General features: G+C 69.0%; 13 protein-coding genes. 9 read left to right on the plus strand and 4 right to left on the minus strand.

Annotated features, from left to right (window positions below; genetic code table 11):
• Positions 1-120 precede the first annotated feature (120 nt).
• The 4 genes from GGQ80_RS14570 (at position 121) to GGQ80_RS14585 (ending at position 5,186) form a co-directional block, all read left to right on the plus strand.
• Entirely contained in the window at positions 121-1,743 is a 1,623-nt protein-coding gene (locus GGQ80_RS14570; protein ID WP_183986133.1) for an NAD(P)/FAD-dependent oxidoreductase, read from the plus strand.
• Positions 1,728-2,096 carry a ribonuclease H family protein gene (locus tag GGQ80_RS14575; protein ID WP_183986135.1) on the plus strand — a complete coding sequence of 123 codons (369 nt, stop codon included), beginning with the start codon at positions 1,728-1,730 and terminating at the stop codon, positions 2,094-2,096. Before GGQ80_RS14570 ends, GGQ80_RS14575 begins: the two co-directional genes overlap by 16 nt.
• Positions 2,097-2,142: 46 nt before the next feature.
• Positions 2,143-2,808: a nitroreductase gene (locus tag GGQ80_RS14580; protein ID WP_183986399.1), complete on the plus strand. Its 666-nt coding sequence runs from the start codon at positions 2,143-2,145 to the stop codon at positions 2,806-2,808.
• A gap of 116 nt (positions 2,809-2,924) precedes the next feature.
• Positions 2,925-5,186 (plus strand): TonB-dependent receptor, encoded by a 2,262-nt coding sequence (locus GGQ80_RS14585; protein WP_183986137.1) that lies wholly within the window; start codon positions 2,925-2,927, stop codon positions 5,184-5,186.
• 124 nt (positions 5,187-5,310) lie between these two features.
• Here GGQ80_RS14585 and GGQ80_RS14590 read toward each other — a convergent pair whose 3' ends face one another.
• On the minus strand, positions 5,311-5,775 hold the full coding sequence (locus GGQ80_RS14590) for a YaiI/YqxD family protein (protein WP_183986139.1): 465 nt from the start codon (positions 5,773-5,775) through the stop codon (positions 5,311-5,313).
• A gap of 65 nt (positions 5,776-5,840) precedes the next feature.
• Between GGQ80_RS14590 and GGQ80_RS14595 the strand changes: the two genes are divergently transcribed.
• The 3 genes from GGQ80_RS14595 to GGQ80_RS14605 all read left to right on the plus strand — a co-directional run bounded on the left by GGQ80_RS14595 (position 5,841) and on the right by GGQ80_RS14605 (position 8,241).
• On the plus strand, positions 5,841-7,055 hold the full coding sequence (locus GGQ80_RS14595; protein WP_183986141.1) for an FAD-dependent oxidoreductase: 1,215 nt from the start codon (positions 5,841-5,843) through the stop codon (positions 7,053-7,055).
• A gap of 29 nt (positions 7,056-7,084) precedes the next feature.
• Complete coding sequence (locus GGQ80_RS14600) at positions 7,085-7,711, plus strand: peptidylprolyl isomerase (protein WP_183986143.1); 627 nt, start codon at positions 7,085-7,087, stop codon at positions 7,709-7,711.
• 71 nt (positions 7,712-7,782) lie between these two features.
• Positions 7,783-8,241, plus strand: a complete 459-nt coding sequence (locus GGQ80_RS14605) for a DUF2721 domain-containing protein (RefSeq protein WP_183986145.1) — start codon at positions 7,783-7,785, stop codon at positions 8,239-8,241.
• 20 nt (positions 8,242-8,261) lie between these two features.
• Here the strand turns inward: GGQ80_RS14605 and GGQ80_RS14610 are convergent, their stop codons facing one another.
• Positions 8,262-9,800, minus strand: a complete 1,539-nt coding sequence (locus tag GGQ80_RS14610; protein ID WP_183986147.1) for an amidase — start codon at positions 9,798-9,800, stop codon at positions 8,262-8,264.
• Between the two features lie 128 nt (positions 9,801-9,928).
• Here GGQ80_RS14610 and GGQ80_RS14615 point away from each other — a divergent pair, with 128 nt between their 5' ends.
• Positions 9,929-11,107, plus strand: coding sequence for an MBL fold metallo-hydrolase (locus GGQ80_RS14615; RefSeq protein WP_183986149.1), 1,179 nt, complete (start codon positions 9,929-9,931; stop codon positions 11,105-11,107).
• Between the two features lie 33 nt (positions 11,108-11,140).
• Here the strand turns inward: GGQ80_RS14615 and GGQ80_RS14620 are convergent, their stop codons facing one another.
• Entirely contained in the window at positions 11,141-12,463 is a 1,323-nt protein-coding gene (locus tag GGQ80_RS14620; RefSeq protein WP_183986150.1) for an amidohydrolase, read from the minus strand.
• Between the two features lie 75 nt (positions 12,464-12,538).
• Entirely contained in the window at positions 12,539-13,354 is an 816-nt protein-coding gene (locus GGQ80_RS14625) for a ferredoxin--NADP reductase (RefSeq protein WP_246347117.1), read from the minus strand.
• Positions 13,355-13,520: 166 nt separating this feature from the next.
• On the opposite strand from GGQ80_RS14625, the gene GGQ80_RS14630 reads away from it, so the two are divergent.
• Positions 13,521-14,588, plus strand: a complete 1,068-nt coding sequence (locus GGQ80_RS14630; RefSeq protein WP_183986154.1) for a glycosyltransferase family 61 protein — start codon at positions 13,521-13,523, stop codon at positions 14,586-14,588.
• The last annotated feature ends 14 nt before the right edge of the window (positions 14,589-14,602 follow it).

The raw sequence follows: 14,602 nt of genomic DNA on the forward strand, positions 1-14,602 counted from the left end.
GCGGCTCCCATGCCCGGCCTCGCGCTCCTTTTCCGCAGGGGGTCGTCTGCGGAAAAGGGGCGTAGAGGCGCGGGATGACTGCCCCTCGCGCTTCGTCCGCGGCGACGCTACAGCCGCGCGATGCTTCGGCTTTCCAACCTGACCCTGCCGCTCGACCATGAAGCCGGTGCGCTCGCGCCTGCGATCTGCACGCGGCTGGCCATCGCCGCCGACGATCTGATCGGGTTCGATATCGTCCGCCGCGGCAATGATGCGCGCAAGAAGAGTGCGATTCTGCTCGTCTACACGGTCGACGTCACGCTGCGCGACGAGGCATCGGTGCTGGCGCGCTTCGCCGGCGATACCAACGTCCGCCCGACCCCCGACACCGTCTATCGCCACGTCGTCGGCGAGGTGCCCGCCGGCACGAAGCGACCGGTCGTGATCGGGGCCGGCCCGTGCGGCCTGTTTGCCGGGTTGATCCTGGCGCAGATGGGATTTCGCCCGATCATCCTCGATCGCGGCAAGGTGGTGCGCGAGCGGACCAAGGACACCTGGGGCCTGTGGCGGCGCGGCGTGCTCGATCCCGAATCGAACGTCCAGTTCGGCGAGGGCGGCGCCGGCACCTTTTCCGACGGCAAGCTCTACAGCCGGATCAAGGATCCACGCCATCTCAACCGCAAGGTGCTGATCGAGTTCGTGAAAGCCGGCGCGCCCGAGGATATCCTGACCGAGGCGCATCCCCACATCGGCACGTTCCGCCTGGTGACGATGGTCGAGAGCATGCGCGCATCGATCGAGGCGCTGGGGGGCGAGTATCGCTTCGGCACACGCGTCGACGGGATCGATGTCGAGACCGACGGCAGCGGCCAGCGCCGGGTGCGCGGGCTGCACACGCATGACGGCGGCTACATCGAGGCGGATCGGGTCGTGATGGCGGTCGGCCACAGCGCGCGCGATACCTTCGCGATGCTTCACCAGGCCGGCGTGTTCGCCGAGCCCAAGCCCTTTTCGATCGGCGTTCGGATCGAGCATCCGCAAAGCTGGATCGATCGCGCGCGGTTCGGCGCCAATGCCGGCAACCCGATCCTGGGCGCGGCGGAATATCACATCTCGCACCACTGCTCGAACGGGCGCACGGTCTACAGCTTCTGCATGTGCCCGGGCGGCACCGTCGTCGCGGCGACGTCGGAGGAAGGCCAGGTCGCGACCAACGGCATGAGCCAATATTCGCGCAACGAGCGCAACGCCAATTCGGGCTTCGTCGTCGCGATCGATCCGGCGCGCGACTATCCCGGCGACGCGCTGGCGGGCATCGCGCTGCAACGGCATTGGGAAAAGCGCGCCTTCGTCGCCGGCGGATCGGATTATCGCGCACCGGCGCAGCGGGTCGGCGACTTCCTGGCCAAGCGCGCGTCGAGCGACCTGGGGTCGATCGTGCCCTCGTATCGGCCGGGGGTGCGACCGACCGATCTGGCCGACTGCCTGCCCGACTATGCCGTGGAGGCGATGCGCGAGGCGCTGCCGGTGTTCGGGCGCCAGATCGCCGGCTACGACCATCCCGACGTGGTGATGACCGGCGTCGAGACGCGCACCTCGTCGCCCGTCCGCTTCACGCGCGGCCCCGATTTCCAGAGCCTCAACACCATCGGCCTCTACCCCGCCGGCGAAGGGGCTGGCTATGCCGGCGGCATCCTGTCGGCGGCGGTCGACGGCATCAAGGTGGCGGAGGCGGTCGCGACGAGCCTGTGCGCCGCCGGCTGAAGATCTTCTTCGATGGCGGATCGCGGGGCAATCCGGGGTCGATCGAGGTCGCGGTGGTGGCCGGCGGACGTGCAATTGTCCGCACCGATCTGGGCGAGGGCAGCAGCGCCGACGCCGAATGGCTGGCGCTGATCTACGCGGCGGAGACGGCGCGCGAGATCGGCGGCGAGGTCGTGCTGCTGGGCGATTCCGCGGATGTGATCGCCAAGGCGAACGGCAGGGTGGCCTGCCGCGGCGAGGCGGCCGCCTATCGCGAGCGCTTCCTGTCGGTGGCGGGCGCGCTGCCCGTCCGGCATATCGGGCGCACGCAGAACCTGGCGGGCATCGCGCTGGCGCGGCGACATCCGCGATGACTCGCGTTGCGCGAGAGCGGCGAATGAGGAAGGCGAGCGCATGACCCTGTCGATACGCGAGGCGGTGGCGGCGCGGCGCTCGGTGCGCGGGTTCCTGCCCGACCCGGTGCCGCTCGACACGCTGCGCCGCATCGCGATCGAGGCGGGACGCGCGGCGACTGGTGGCAATCTGCAACCGTGGCACGTCGATATCGTCACCGGCGACGCGCTCACGGAGTTAAAGGCGGTCATGGCGGATCGCGTCGCCAGCGGCGGCGCCGAGACGCCTGGCTATGCGATCTATCCGCCGGACCTCGACGGGCCCTACGACGAGCGCCGCCGGGCGATGGGGGAGCTGCTGTACAATCACCTCGGCATCCCGCGCGAGGACAAGGCGGCGCGACGGGATTGGTTCGCACGCAACTTCCAGCTGTTCGGCGCGCCGGCGGCCTATTTCGTGACGGTCGACCGCCGCATGGGGCCGCCGCAATGGGCCGACCTTGGCATGTACCTGCAAGCGCTGATGCTGCTGGCGGTCGACGTAGGCCTCGCCACCTGCGCGCAGGAGGCATGGGCGCTGTATCCCGAGACGGTGGCCGGTTTCCTCGGCACACCGGCGGAGCGACTGCTGTTCTGCGGCGTCGCGATCGGGCTGGAGGATCCCGCCGATCCGGCCAACCGGACGCGAAGCGAACGGGCGCCCGACCATGAGTGGCTGACGATCAGGGGCTGATACGCAATTGACCTGCGATATGAACGGCTAACAAAATTGCGACGAGGCGGCAGTTTTTTGCCGTAATTCGTTTCTACTGTTGCGTTCATGACACACCGAATCAGCCGCCGGCGCTCATGAAGATCGCAGCCCTCCTCGCCGCCGCAGCCTGGGCGCAGGACGCGCCGCCCCAGACCAGCGATACCGGGGCCGACACCGAAGGCGAGGCGGTCGTCGTCACTGCCAAGCGCGCCTATGGATCGGCGATCGCCGACATTCCCCCGGTGCTCGAGCTCGATCGCAATGCGCTCGACGCACTCGGCGCAACCAAGATCAGCGAGCTGATCCAACGCCTCGGTTCGTCCACCCGCTCGTTCACCGGCGAGGCCAGCGGCATTCTGCTCAACGGCCGCCGCGTCGCCAGCGAGCAGGACGTGTACGGCATCCCGCCCGAGGCGATCGAGAAGGTCGAGGTGCTGAGCGAGCGCGATGCCGCGCGCTTCGGCTTCTCGCCGACGATGCGCGTCACGAACTTCATCACCAAGAAGCAATTCCGCGCACTCGCCACCCAGCAGCTCGCCGGTGCGGCGACCGAGGGCGGCGGCGGCACCAATTACACCGAAGCGAACAGCACCCGGATCGACGGCAACCGGCGACTGACCGTCACCGCCAGCTATTTGCGCCAGAACCCCGTCTTTGAAACCCAGCGCGACATCGCGCCGGTGATCGACGCCGCGCGCGGCATCAACTTGTCGCCCTATCGCACGCTCAACCCGCTGTCCGACAAGGTGTCGCTCGACGGCACGCTGGCCGCGCCGGTGTCGGGCAAGATCGACGGATCGCTCAACGTCACCATGGAGGCGGAACGCACGCGGGGGCTGATCGGCCTTGCCACCGATCCGCTGCCGACCGGCGCGCCCGACATCCTGCGCCAGCGTACGACCCGGCTGTCGCTCCACGCCGGCGGCACGCTGCAGGGCTATGTCGGCAGCTGGTCGTGGAACGCGACGTCGAGCTACGACCGGCTCGACCGCGCCGCCCTGTCGCGCGGCGACGATGCCACCGTGCCGCCGATCGACCGCAGCCGCACGACCGCCGACACCGTCGCGGGCAAGCTGGTGGCGAGCGGCCCGGTGCTGACGCTGCCCGCGGGCGCGGCGCGGGTCACGCTCTCGGCCGATTATGGCCGGTCAAACAGCAATGGCGTCGCCTTTCGCGGGACCGACGGCTTCGACTTCGCGCGCACGGTGCGCAGCGCCGCGGTCAACGCCACCGTGCCGATCATCTCGCCCGATGGCCCCGCTCTCGCCTTTGCGGGGCGGTTGTCGGCGACCGGCGAGATCGGCGTGTCCGACGTGTCGGGATCGGGCCAGCTGCTTCGCTCCACCTATGCGCTCACCTGGGTGCCGCGGCCGATCGTCGACTTCAACCTGTCGGTGAACCGCACCCAGACCCCGCCCGACATCGCGCTGCTCAACGCGCCCGTGCAGACGACGCCCAACGTCCCCTTCTTCGACTTCGTGCGCGGCCAGAGCGATCTCGTCACCACGGTCGCGGGCGGCAATCCCGGGCTCGACCCCGAACGGCGGCGGATCACGACCGCCGGCATCGGGCTGAATCCGATCAAGAACACCAGTTTCCGCCTCGCCCTCGACTATATCGACACCGACATCCGCAACCTCACCGCAGTGCCGAGCGGCGCGACGTTGCCGATCCAGCGGGCGTTTCCCGACCGCTTCGTCCGCGACGCCAGCGGCGCGCTGGTGTCGGTCGATTTCAGCTCGGTCAACATCGCCCGCGAGCGCGAGCGCAAGCTGCGGCTCAGCACCAACCTGTTCACCAAGCTCGGCAAGTCGCCGCCGCCGCCGCCCGCGCCCACGCCGGGAGCGAAGCCCGACGCCGCCGCCCCGCCGCCCCGCCCCGTCAAGCGACCGCCGGTCCTGTTCATGAACGCCAGCGCGACCTATCGCCTGGCCGATGCGATCACGCTGCGCCCCGGCCTCGCCCCGCTTGACCTGCTCGACGGCGCGACGCTCGACGGCACCGGCGGTCGCGCGCGGTGGGAAGCGGATGGGACGATCGGGCTCGGCTATGGTCCGGTGAACATCGGCACCTATTCGCGGCTGCAGGGGCCGACGCGCATCCGCAGCGAGCTGCCCGGTTCCGACCTTCGCTTCTCGGAACGGACCTGGATCGTCCTCTACAGTTTCGTCGATGTGTCGAAGCTGGTGAAGGCGCCGTGGACGCAGAAGATGTCGCTCCAGTTCACTGTCGAGAACCTGCTCAACGATCGCGTCGACGTCCGCGCCGCCGATGGCCGGACGCCAACGCGCTACCAGAGCGCCTATCTCGATCCGCTCGGCCGTTCGGTCCGCATCGGCGTCCGCAAGCTGTTCTAGCGTTCGATGACGTCAGCCTGGGCCGTTCATGCTAAGCGCAGTCGAAGCACATGCCCCGAGCGCATTCGCCTGTGGCCTGTCCTTCGACGTCGCTCAGGACGAACGGAATAGAGGCGAGCCCGAATTATAAGGTCGAACGACGCGCTTTCACCAGCGCGGCGTCGAGTGCCGACAGGAAGCGCGAGCGGTCCTCGCGGCTGAAGGGCGGCGGACCGCCGATGCGGTCGCCGCCGGCGCGCAGGTCGCTCATGATCGCGCGAACCGCGACCGCATTGCCGATCGACGCGGTGGTGAAGGGCTTGCCGTTGGGCGCGATCACCGCCGCCGCACCCGCCTTCAGGCAGCGATCGGCAAGCAGGATGTCCGCCGTCACCACGACGCAGTGGGCATCGATCCGCTCGGCGATCCAGTCGTCGGCGGCATCGAAGCCGTCGCTGACGACGACGCGCTCGACCAGCGGATGCTGCGGCACGCGGAAGTGGGCATTGCTGACGACGGTCACGGGCACCTCGAGCCGCCAGGCGACGCGATAGATCTCGTCCTTGACCGGACAGGCATCGGCATCGACCAGGATATGCGGCTGGACCATCGCCGCCCCATCGCATGGCGGCGACCGTACACGCAACGGAAGCGACGGTGCCGGGTTGAGCGCCGATGGCAAAGAACATCCTAATCACCGGCGCCAGCGTCGCCGCCAATACCGCCGCCTTTTGGCTGGGCCGCGGCGGCTGCGCCGTGACCGTGGTCGAGCGGGCGCCGTCCTTTCGCGACGGCGGCCAGAACGTCGACGTCCGCGGTGTCGGACGCGAGGTGCTCCGCCGCATGGGGCTGGAACAGGCAGCGCTCGCCCAGGGGACCGGCGAGGAGGGCACGGCATGGGTCGATGGCGAAGGCCGGCCGGTCGCCGAATTCCGCACCGACGAGATGGCGGGCGACGGCCCGACCGCCGAGATGGAGATCCTGCGCGGCGATCTGGCGCGGCTGCTGTACGAGGCGGCACGCGATCGCGCCGACTATCGCTTCGGCGACCATGTCACGCACATCGTGCAGGACGGTGATGGCGCGGCCGTCACCTTCGCTAGCGGCGGCACCGAGCGGTACGACGCCGTCGTGGTCGCCGAAGGGGTCGGCTCGACGACGCGCGAACTGGCCTTTCCGCAAGAGAACGACCCGCGCTGGATGGACCTGACCATCGCCTATTTCACCATCCCGCCCACGCCGGACGACGATCGGATGTGGCGCTGGTACAATGCCACCGGTGGCCGAAGCATCTCGCTGCGTCCCGACCGGCACGGCACGACACGTGCGATGCTGTCGGTCCAGAAGCCGCCCGAGGGGGAGCAGGACTGGTCGCGCGATCGCCAGCGCCAGTGGCTGGCGGAGCGGTTCGCCGACGCCGGCTGGCAGGCGGCACGGGTGCTGGAGGGGCTGGCGACGACCGACGACTTCTACTTCGACGTCCTGCGCCAGGTGCGGATGCCGCGCTGGTCGAACGGCCGCGTCGCGCTGACCGGCGATGCCGCCTGGTGCGCGACGCCGATCGCGGGGATCGGCACGACGCTGGCGGTGACGGGCGCCTATGTGCTGGCGGCGGAGCTGCTGCGCCACGACGATCCGGCGACCGCATTCGCCGCCTATGAACGCGCGATGCGGCCGATGGTCGAGGAGGGACAGGGCGTTCCCAAGATCGCGCCGCGCCTGATGAACCCGCACAGCCGGCTCGGCATCCGGCTGCTCCACGGCGTCCTCGGCATCGCCAGCACGCCGGCGCTCCGCGACGCCGCCGCAAAGCTGTTCGCGCGGCCGCCCAAGCAGCCGGACCTGTCCGGCTATCCGACTGACGTAGCCGCGGTCGCAGTGGCTCGATAGACTGGGCGACAATCAGCCGGAGCCCTTCGATGCGCCAGACCCTCACCGCCCTCCTCCTCGCCACGCTCTCGCTGGGCAGCCCCGCCGCCGCGCAGACCCTGGCCCCCACCCCGGCCCCCGTCGCCACCCCGCAGCCGGGCGAGGTGCGCGTGGTGCTGACGACCAGCGCCGGGCCGATGACGATCGCGGTCGATCCCGTCCATGCGCCGCTGACGGCCAAGAACTTCCTTCGCTACGTCGATGCCAGGCGGCTCGACGGCACCATCTTCTACCGCGCGATGAAGCTGGGCGACGGCGCTGGCCTGATCCAGGGCGGGGTGCAGAACGACCCCAAGCGGCTCTATCCCCCCGTCGCGCACGAACCGACGACGCTGACCGGGCTGAGCAACAGGGACTTCGCGATCTCGATGGCGCGCGACGTGCCGGGCAATGCGACGGCGGACTTCTTCATCTCGGTCGGCGACCTCACGTCGCTCGATGCCAAGCCCGGCGACCCGGGCTTCGCGGTGTTCGGGCGCGTCGTCGACGGCACCGACACCGTGCGCAGCATTCTGGGCATGCCGACGACCGCCACTGCCCGCAATCCCGCGATGAACGGGCAAATGCTGGCGGAACCGGTGAAGATACTGACCGCGCGGCGGGCGGTTCCCTCATAAGTCCTCCCCCGGAGGGGGAGGATTTGATCGCCCTTCCCTCACCCGGATCATGCGTTAAGGTGCGCCGACCTATGCCGACCGTCTACGCCGTTTCCACCATCGCCCAGACGATCCAGCTGTCGTTGAGCCCGGTCTTCATGCTGGCCGGCATCGCCGGGCTGCTGAACGTGCTCGCCGGACGATTGTCGCGCGTGGTCGATCGCGCCCGTGCGCTCGAAGCGCTGCATCCGCGCTCGACCGGGGCCGAGCACGAACGCCACGTCTGGGAACTGCGCCGGCTCGACCGACGGGTGACGATCATCAACGCCTCGCTGTTCCTGGCGGTGGCGAGCGCGATCATGACCTGCCTGGTCGTCGCGCTGCTGTTCGTCGCCAATCTCGCCAAGCTGCATATCGGCACCATCGTCGCCCTGTCGTTCATCATGGCGATGGTGCTGCTGGTCGCCTCGCTGATCTCGTTCCTGGTCGAGGTCCGCGTATCGCTGCGCGCAATCCACGTCCGCGCCGAGCTGCTCGAGCGGCGCCCCTGATCGACCGGTAGCGGCCACGGTTACCGAACCGGGTCCAACCCCGGCCCCGCATCCGCCGTCGAAAGATAGCGCGGCGCGACCCTCTGCTTGGCACGCTGCTCATAGGCATAGCCCGCACCCAGCACGGTCGCGTCGCCGCCCCTGGTCGCGATGAACGACAGCCCGGCGGGCAGGCCGCGGACCAGTCCCATCGGCACCGTCAGGTTGGGATAGCCCGCCACCGCCGGCAAGGTCGACGAGCTGGGGCCGCCATATTGGTCGCCATAGACGGGATCGCTCAGCCAGGCCGGGCCATAGGTCGGCTCGACGAGCACGCGCGCCCTCGCCTTGGCAAGCAGCGCGTCGATCGCCCCGCTGGCCTGCGCCAGCGACTTGGCGCGCGCCGCCTTGTAGGCCGGATCGTCGAGGCCCTTGGTCCTGGCCGCCGCCAGGAACGTCTCCTGTGCGAAGAACGGCATCTCGGTGGCGGCATTGGCCTCGTTGAAGGCGATGACCTGATCGAGTGTCCGGGTACGCACGCTCGCCGGCGTGGTCGCCAGATAGGCGTCGAGATCGGCTTTGAGCTCGGTCTGGAGCACCAGCAGCTCCGCCTCGCCCAGCCCCGGCAGCTTGGGCGCCTCGACCTCGACCAGTTCCGCGCCCGCCGCCTTCAGCACCGCCAGCGCGGCGTCGTAGCGGGCGGCGAGATCGGCGGTCATCTCCGGTCGCAGCACCGCGATCCGCATGCCCGACAAGGCGCTGGTCGACAGGCCCGCGGCATAATCGACATTCGCCCCGCCGGTCGCCATCGCCGACAGCATCAGCGCCGCGTCGCGCACGCTGCGCGCCATCGGCCCCGGCGTGTCCTGCGAATGGCTGATCGGCACCACGCGCTCGCCGCTGACCAGCCCGATCGTCGGCTTCAGCCCGACCAGCCCGTTGATCGACGAGGGGCATACCACCGACCCGTCGGTTTCGGTCCCCACCCCCGCCGCGGCGAAGCTGGCCGCGATCGCGCTGCCCGACCCCGACGACGAACCGCAGGCGGTGCGATCGAGCGCATACGGATTGCGCACCAATCCGCCGACCGCGCTCCAGCCGCTCATCGACCGGGTCGAGCGGATGTTGGCCCATTCGGACAGGTTGGTCTTGCCCAGGATCACCGCCCCCGCCGCGCGCAGCCGCGCCACCAGCGGTGCGTCGCGTCGAGTGACATTGTCCTTCAGCGCGAGGCTGCCCGCGGTCGTCGCCATCGGATCGGCGCTTTCGATATTGTCCTTGATGAGCACCGGCACGCCATGCAGCGGCCCGCGCACCCGTCCGGCCCGACGCTCGGCATCGAGCGCGCGCGCCTGCGCCAGCGCGTCGGGATTTATTGCGATGATGCTGCGCAGCATCGGCCCCTTGCGGTCCATCGCCGCGATTCTCTTTTCATACGCGCGGACCAGATCGACGCTCGTCGCGCGCCCGGCGGTCATCGCCGCCTGCAGATCGTCGATCGATCGCTCCTCGACCGGCACCTCACGGGCCCCGATCGGCGCGGCGACAGCCAATAAACCCACGAGAATCAGATGCTTCATCAATAGACCCTTCATATCGCGGCGATGCTAGCCGGCACACCGTCGCGCGCAAGCGGAACCCCGCGCCTTCCCGATCGCTCGTTCGCCATGCTTGCCACCGTCTCGCCGTCGATCCACACCGCCCGCTGATGGCGACCGTCCTGAAGTTCTTGGGCCGTGCGGTGCTCCTGGTGCTCATCCTGCTGGCGCTGGCGATCGCGCTCGTTCCGCGCTTCCTCGACCGCCTTTATTACGAAGGGCCGGCAAGCGACCATTTCGACGGCCAGCGCTTCTTCAACCCCGATGGAGACGCCGATACGCTGCGCTCGCCAACCGGCGGACGTGGTGGGCGGGCCGGATTCTTCTGGCGCTATCTCAGCGGCAACGACGGGCGTCCCGTCTGGCCCGATCGGGTGACGGTCGCGCAGGCGACGCCCGCGGCGCGGGTCGAGGGCACGCGGATGGTCGCGACCTGGGTCGGCCACGCCACGGTGCTGGTCCAGACGCAGGGCCTCAATATCCTGACCGACCCGATCTACGCCGACCGCGCCGGTCCGCTAGGGTTCGGGCCCAAGCGCGTCGCGGCGCCCGGCATCGCGTTCGACAAGCTGCCGAAGATCGACCTCGTCCTCGTCAGCCACAACCACTACGACCATCTCGACCTGACGACACTCGAGCGGCTTTGGGAGCGCGACCGGCCGACGATCGTCACCAGCCTGGGCAACGACAGCGTCATCGGCCAGGTCGGTGCGAAGGCGACCGCGCTCGACTGGCGCCAGCGGCTGACGGTGCGGCCGGGCGTCGAGGTGGCGGTGACGCGCAACCACCATTGGGGCAGCCGCTGGTTCGCCGACCGCAATCGCGCGCTCTGGTCCAGCTTCGTCGTCCGCCTGCCGAGCGGCGGCAACCTGTTCTTCGCCGGCGACACCGGCTTCGGCGATGGCCACTGGCCAGCGGAGGCGGCGGCGCTGGGGCCGATCCGCCTCGCCCTGATCCCGATCGGCGCGTTCCGCTTCGCGCCCGGCCAGATGGGGGCCGGCAGCCACATCGGCCCGCTCGATGCGGTCGAGGTCTATCGCCGCCTGGGCGCGGCGCACGGGCTGGCGATCCACTGGGGGACGTTCCGCCTGTCGTACGAGGCATACGACACGCCGCCCAGGCTGCTGGCGGCGGCGATGGCATGTACGCGGCAGACGGGGTTCACCGGCGTGCCGATCGGCATGCCGCAGGACGTGCCGCTGTATCGCGCGCCGGCCCCGGTGCCCGCGATGACGCGCGAGCAGCGGCTGGCGTGCCTGGACACGCCAGCGGTGCGCGCGCTTCGATAAGGCGATCCTCCCCCGCCAAGGGGGAGGATCGAATTAGGCCTGATCCAGCAGATCCAGCACCGCCGCGGTCATCGCCACCGTCCCCGTCACCACCACCGCTTCGGGATCGACCTTGAACAGCGGCGAGTGATGCGACGGCACCGCAGGCCCGCCCTTCGCTGCCGCCGCGATCGTTGCGGCGGGTGTGCCGCCGACCGCGAAATAATAGCCCTTCACCCCGCTGTCGGGCTGGACGAGATAGGCGAAGTCCTCCGCGCCCATGCCCTTCTGCTCGAAGGGGATGACGTTCTCGCGTCCCAGCGTCTTCACCATCACCGCATTGAGCCGGCGGGCGAGCGCGGCGTCGTTGGTCGTCGTCGGCGTGCCTTCGGTCACGGTCACGATGGGCATCTTGTCCTCGGGCATGCCATTCATCACGCCGACGCCGCGGGCGACGCGCTTGATCCCGGCGAGCAGCTGCGCCCGCGTCGCCTCGTCATTGGCGCGCACGGTCACCTGCAGCTTCGCCTGGTCGGAGATGATGTTATGCTTCAGCCCGGCGTGAAAGCTGCCGACGGTGATGACGCCGGGATCGAGCGGCATCCGCTCGCGGCTGATGAGCCCCTGCAACGCGATCACCAGCTGCGACGCCATATAGACCGGATCCTTGCCGGCATGCGGGCTGGCGCCGTGCGCGCCGATGCCGGGGACGGTGATGTCGACCGAATCAGACGAGGAATATTGGATCCTCTCCGACGCCGACACCGTCCCGCTCGCGCCTTCCGAATTGCTGTGGAAGGCGAGCGCATAGTCGGGCTTGGGGAAGCGCGTGTAGAGCCCGTCCTTCAGCATCGCGCTGGCGCCCATCACCCGCTCCTCGCCGGGCTGGGCGATGAAGACGACGGTGCCGTGCCAGCGATCCTTCAGCGCCGCGAGCCGCCGTGCGGTCGCGACCAGCGCGGTGATGTGGGTGTCGTGGCCGCAGGCGTGCATCACCGGCGCCTCCACACCGTCGAGCCCAATCTGACGCGCCGTGGAGGCATTGGCCAGGCCCGACTTCTCCTCGACGGGCAGGCCGTCCATGTCGGCGCGCACGAGCACGACCGGTCCGGCGCCATTCTTGAGCACGCCGACCACGCCGGTAGTGCCGACCTTCTCGGTCACCTGCATCCCCGGCACCTTGCGCAGCTCGGCCGCCATCCTCGCCGACGTCTTGTATTCGCGCATCGACAGCTCGGGATTGCGGTGGAACCAGTCCCACATCGCACCCAGGCTCTGGCGATAATCGGCGCGAACCGCCGCGGCATAATCGGGCTCGGCAGCCAGCGCCGGCGTGGCGGTGGACAGCAGCAGCGCGGCGGCGAGCAGGTGACGCATGTGTCAGGAATCCCCCTTGTGGTTCCCGCACCTTAGCCACCCTTCATCCTCCCCCGCCAGGGGGAGGATTGCGGTTCAATCGACGAACGCGCGCTCGATCACGAACTGCCCGGGCTTGGCGTTGGAGCCTTCCTCCAGCCCCGCCGCCTCGAGCAGCCCCGCCGTTTCCTTGATCATCGCGGTCGAGCCGCAGAGCATCACGCGGTCGATCTCGGGATCGAACCGTGCCGGCCCCTCGACCGGCGCGCCGAACAGGCGGCCGTCGGCGATCAGGTCGGTGATGCGCCCCGTGGTCGCGAACGGCTCGCGCGTCACCGTCGGGATATAGTGGAACTGCGTCTGCGCCTGGTCGCCGACCAGGGGATCGTCCGCTAGCTGCGCACTCAGCTCGTCGTGATACGCCAGGTCCGACACGCGGCGCGTGCCATGGACGACGATGATCTGCGAGAAGCGGTCATACACCTCGGGGTCGCGCGCCAGGCTGAGGAACGGCGCCAGCCCGGTGCCGGTCGACAGCATCCACAACCGCTGCCCGCCGAGCAGCGCGTCGCACACCAGCGTGCCGGTCGGCTTGCGGCCGAGATACAGCTGATCGTCCGCCTGGATCATCTGCAGCCGCCCGGTCAGCGGGCCATCCTGGACCTTGATCGACAGGAACTCGAGCTCGTCCGAATAGGCCGGGCTGGCGATCGAATAGGCGCGCATGATCGGCTTGCCGCCATCCTCGCCCGGCAGGCCGAGCATCACGAACTCGCCCGAGCGGAAGCGGAACGACGGCGGCCGGTCGACCGCGAAGGAAAACAGATGCTCGTTCCAGTGCCGAACCCATTTGACGGTCGCGGTCTGGAAAGCAGTGTGATCAGGAATGAGCGCCGGCGGACGCGTCAGCATGTTCATCGGTCTTCGCCAAATGGACTGAGAGAAGGGCGCACGGCCCCTATGAAAGCGCGTCGCACTATCGCCGCTACCCCCGGTGTCAACGCGCAAGCGGCAAACTTTATCTTTACACGGGCGGGGGCATTCATGACACCCTTCATTTTTGCAATGGACGTTCCCCATGGTCGAGACGGTCACGCTGAGCCCGTGGAGGCGCGCTCTTCCCATCATCGCGCGCGTAAGGGGCAAGGCCGGCCTGGGACGCACCTACCGGGACCATGCCGAGGCGATCGAACTGGCGCCCGCCGAACGAATCTATTCGCCCGGCATCCTGTCGCTGCCCGGCGAATCCGAGCGGGCAACGGGTACGATGCCCCACACCACGGTCGACGAGATCAGGCAGCTCGAAAACGAGGGTGAGTTTTCCCACGGCGCCACCCTGGCCTATCGGATCGACAATGCCCTGTTGGCGGACGGCTGCGTCTATTATGGCTATGACTATAACGTCGTCACCCCCGGGATTTCGCGCGCACCCTTTATCCCCGGGCATGTCGATCGTCACGGCGAGGCGCAATTGTCCAGCGACACGTCGTCCGAAATGTATTTCGGGCATTGGCTGCTCGATGGGCAGAGCACCGAGCTGTTGGCGGCAGATCGCGGGCTCGACGCGCTGGCGTTTGGCCCGCCCGCAACCCATCACAAGGCGGAATATCGGAGCGTCAGCGGACTCGATGTCCGGCCGGTGCGCTATGCGGCGGTGGACCGACTGTGGGTCATCGACGATCGTGGCCTGAACAGCGCGCGCAACGAACGCTGGGCGCGGCTGCGCGACAGGGTCAGGGCGCTGGCCGCCCCGCCGTCATCGCCGGAGCGCGTCTATCTGGTCCGGTCTGGCGGCACCAGCGGCCGCAGCGTGAACAACGCGGACGCGTTCGAGGCTGCGCTCGCCCGCCACGATTTCGCCTCCGTCGATCCAATGAAGCATTCGGTCGCGGAGATCGCGGGACTGCTGTCACGCGCCAAGCTCGTCGTGTCGATCGAGGGCAGCCATCAGAGTCACGCGTTGATGGCGATGCCGCCCGGCAGCACGCTGCTCACCATCCAACCGGCAGACCGATTCCTGCACAGCTATCTGTTCTTCGCCAATGTCGCCGGGATCCGGTCGGCCTATACGATCGCCGAGCAGGAATGCGCGGGCTATCGGGTGGACCTCGACCGGCTGGAAAGGACGCTCGACCTGATCGGCTGATCGCATGAGGCGAG

Source organism: Sphingomonas jinjuensis (assembly GCF_014197105.1).
Taxonomy (GTDB): Bacteria; Pseudomonadota; Alphaproteobacteria; order Sphingomonadales; family Sphingomonadaceae; genus Sphingomonas; species Sphingomonas jinjuensis.

Coding starts and splice junctions, on each gene's coding strand:
- GGQ80_RS14570 (WP_183986133.1), top strand. CDS start 121: ATGCTTCGGCTTTCCAACCTGACCCTGCCGCTCGACCATGAAGCCGGT.
- GGQ80_RS14585 (WP_183986137.1), top strand. CDS start 2,925: ATGAAGATCGCAGCCCTCCTCGCCGCCGCAGCCTGGGCGCAGGACGCG.
- GGQ80_RS14590 (WP_183986139.1), bottom strand. CDS start 5,775: ATGGTCCAGCCGCATATCCTGGTCGATGCCGATGCCTGTCCGGTCAAG.
- GGQ80_RS14595 (WP_183986141.1), top strand. CDS start 5,841: ATGGCAAAGAACATCCTAATCACCGGCGCCAGCGTCGCCGCCAATACC.
- GGQ80_RS14600 (WP_183986143.1), top strand. CDS start 7,085: ATGCGCCAGACCCTCACCGCCCTCCTCCTCGCCACGCTCTCGCTGGGC.
- GGQ80_RS14605 (WP_183986145.1), top strand. CDS start 7,783: ATGCCGACCGTCTACGCCGTTTCCACCATCGCCCAGACGATCCAGCTG.
- GGQ80_RS14610 (WP_183986147.1), bottom strand. CDS start 9,800: ATGAAGCATCTGATTCTCGTGGGTTTATTGGCTGTCGCCGCGCCGATC.
- GGQ80_RS14615 (WP_183986149.1), top strand. CDS start 9,929: ATGGCGACCGTCCTGAAGTTCTTGGGCCGTGCGGTGCTCCTGGTGCTC.
- GGQ80_RS14620 (WP_183986150.1), bottom strand. CDS start 12,463: ATGCGTCACCTGCTCGCCGCCGCGCTGCTGCTGTCCACCGCCACGCCG.
- GGQ80_RS14625 (WP_246347117.1), bottom strand. CDS start 13,354: ATGCTGACGCGTCCGCCGGCGCTCATTCCTGATCACACTGCTTTCCAG.
- GGQ80_RS14630 (WP_183986154.1), top strand. CDS start 13,521: ATGGTCGAGACGGTCACGCTGAGCCCGTGGAGGCGCGCTCTTCCCATC.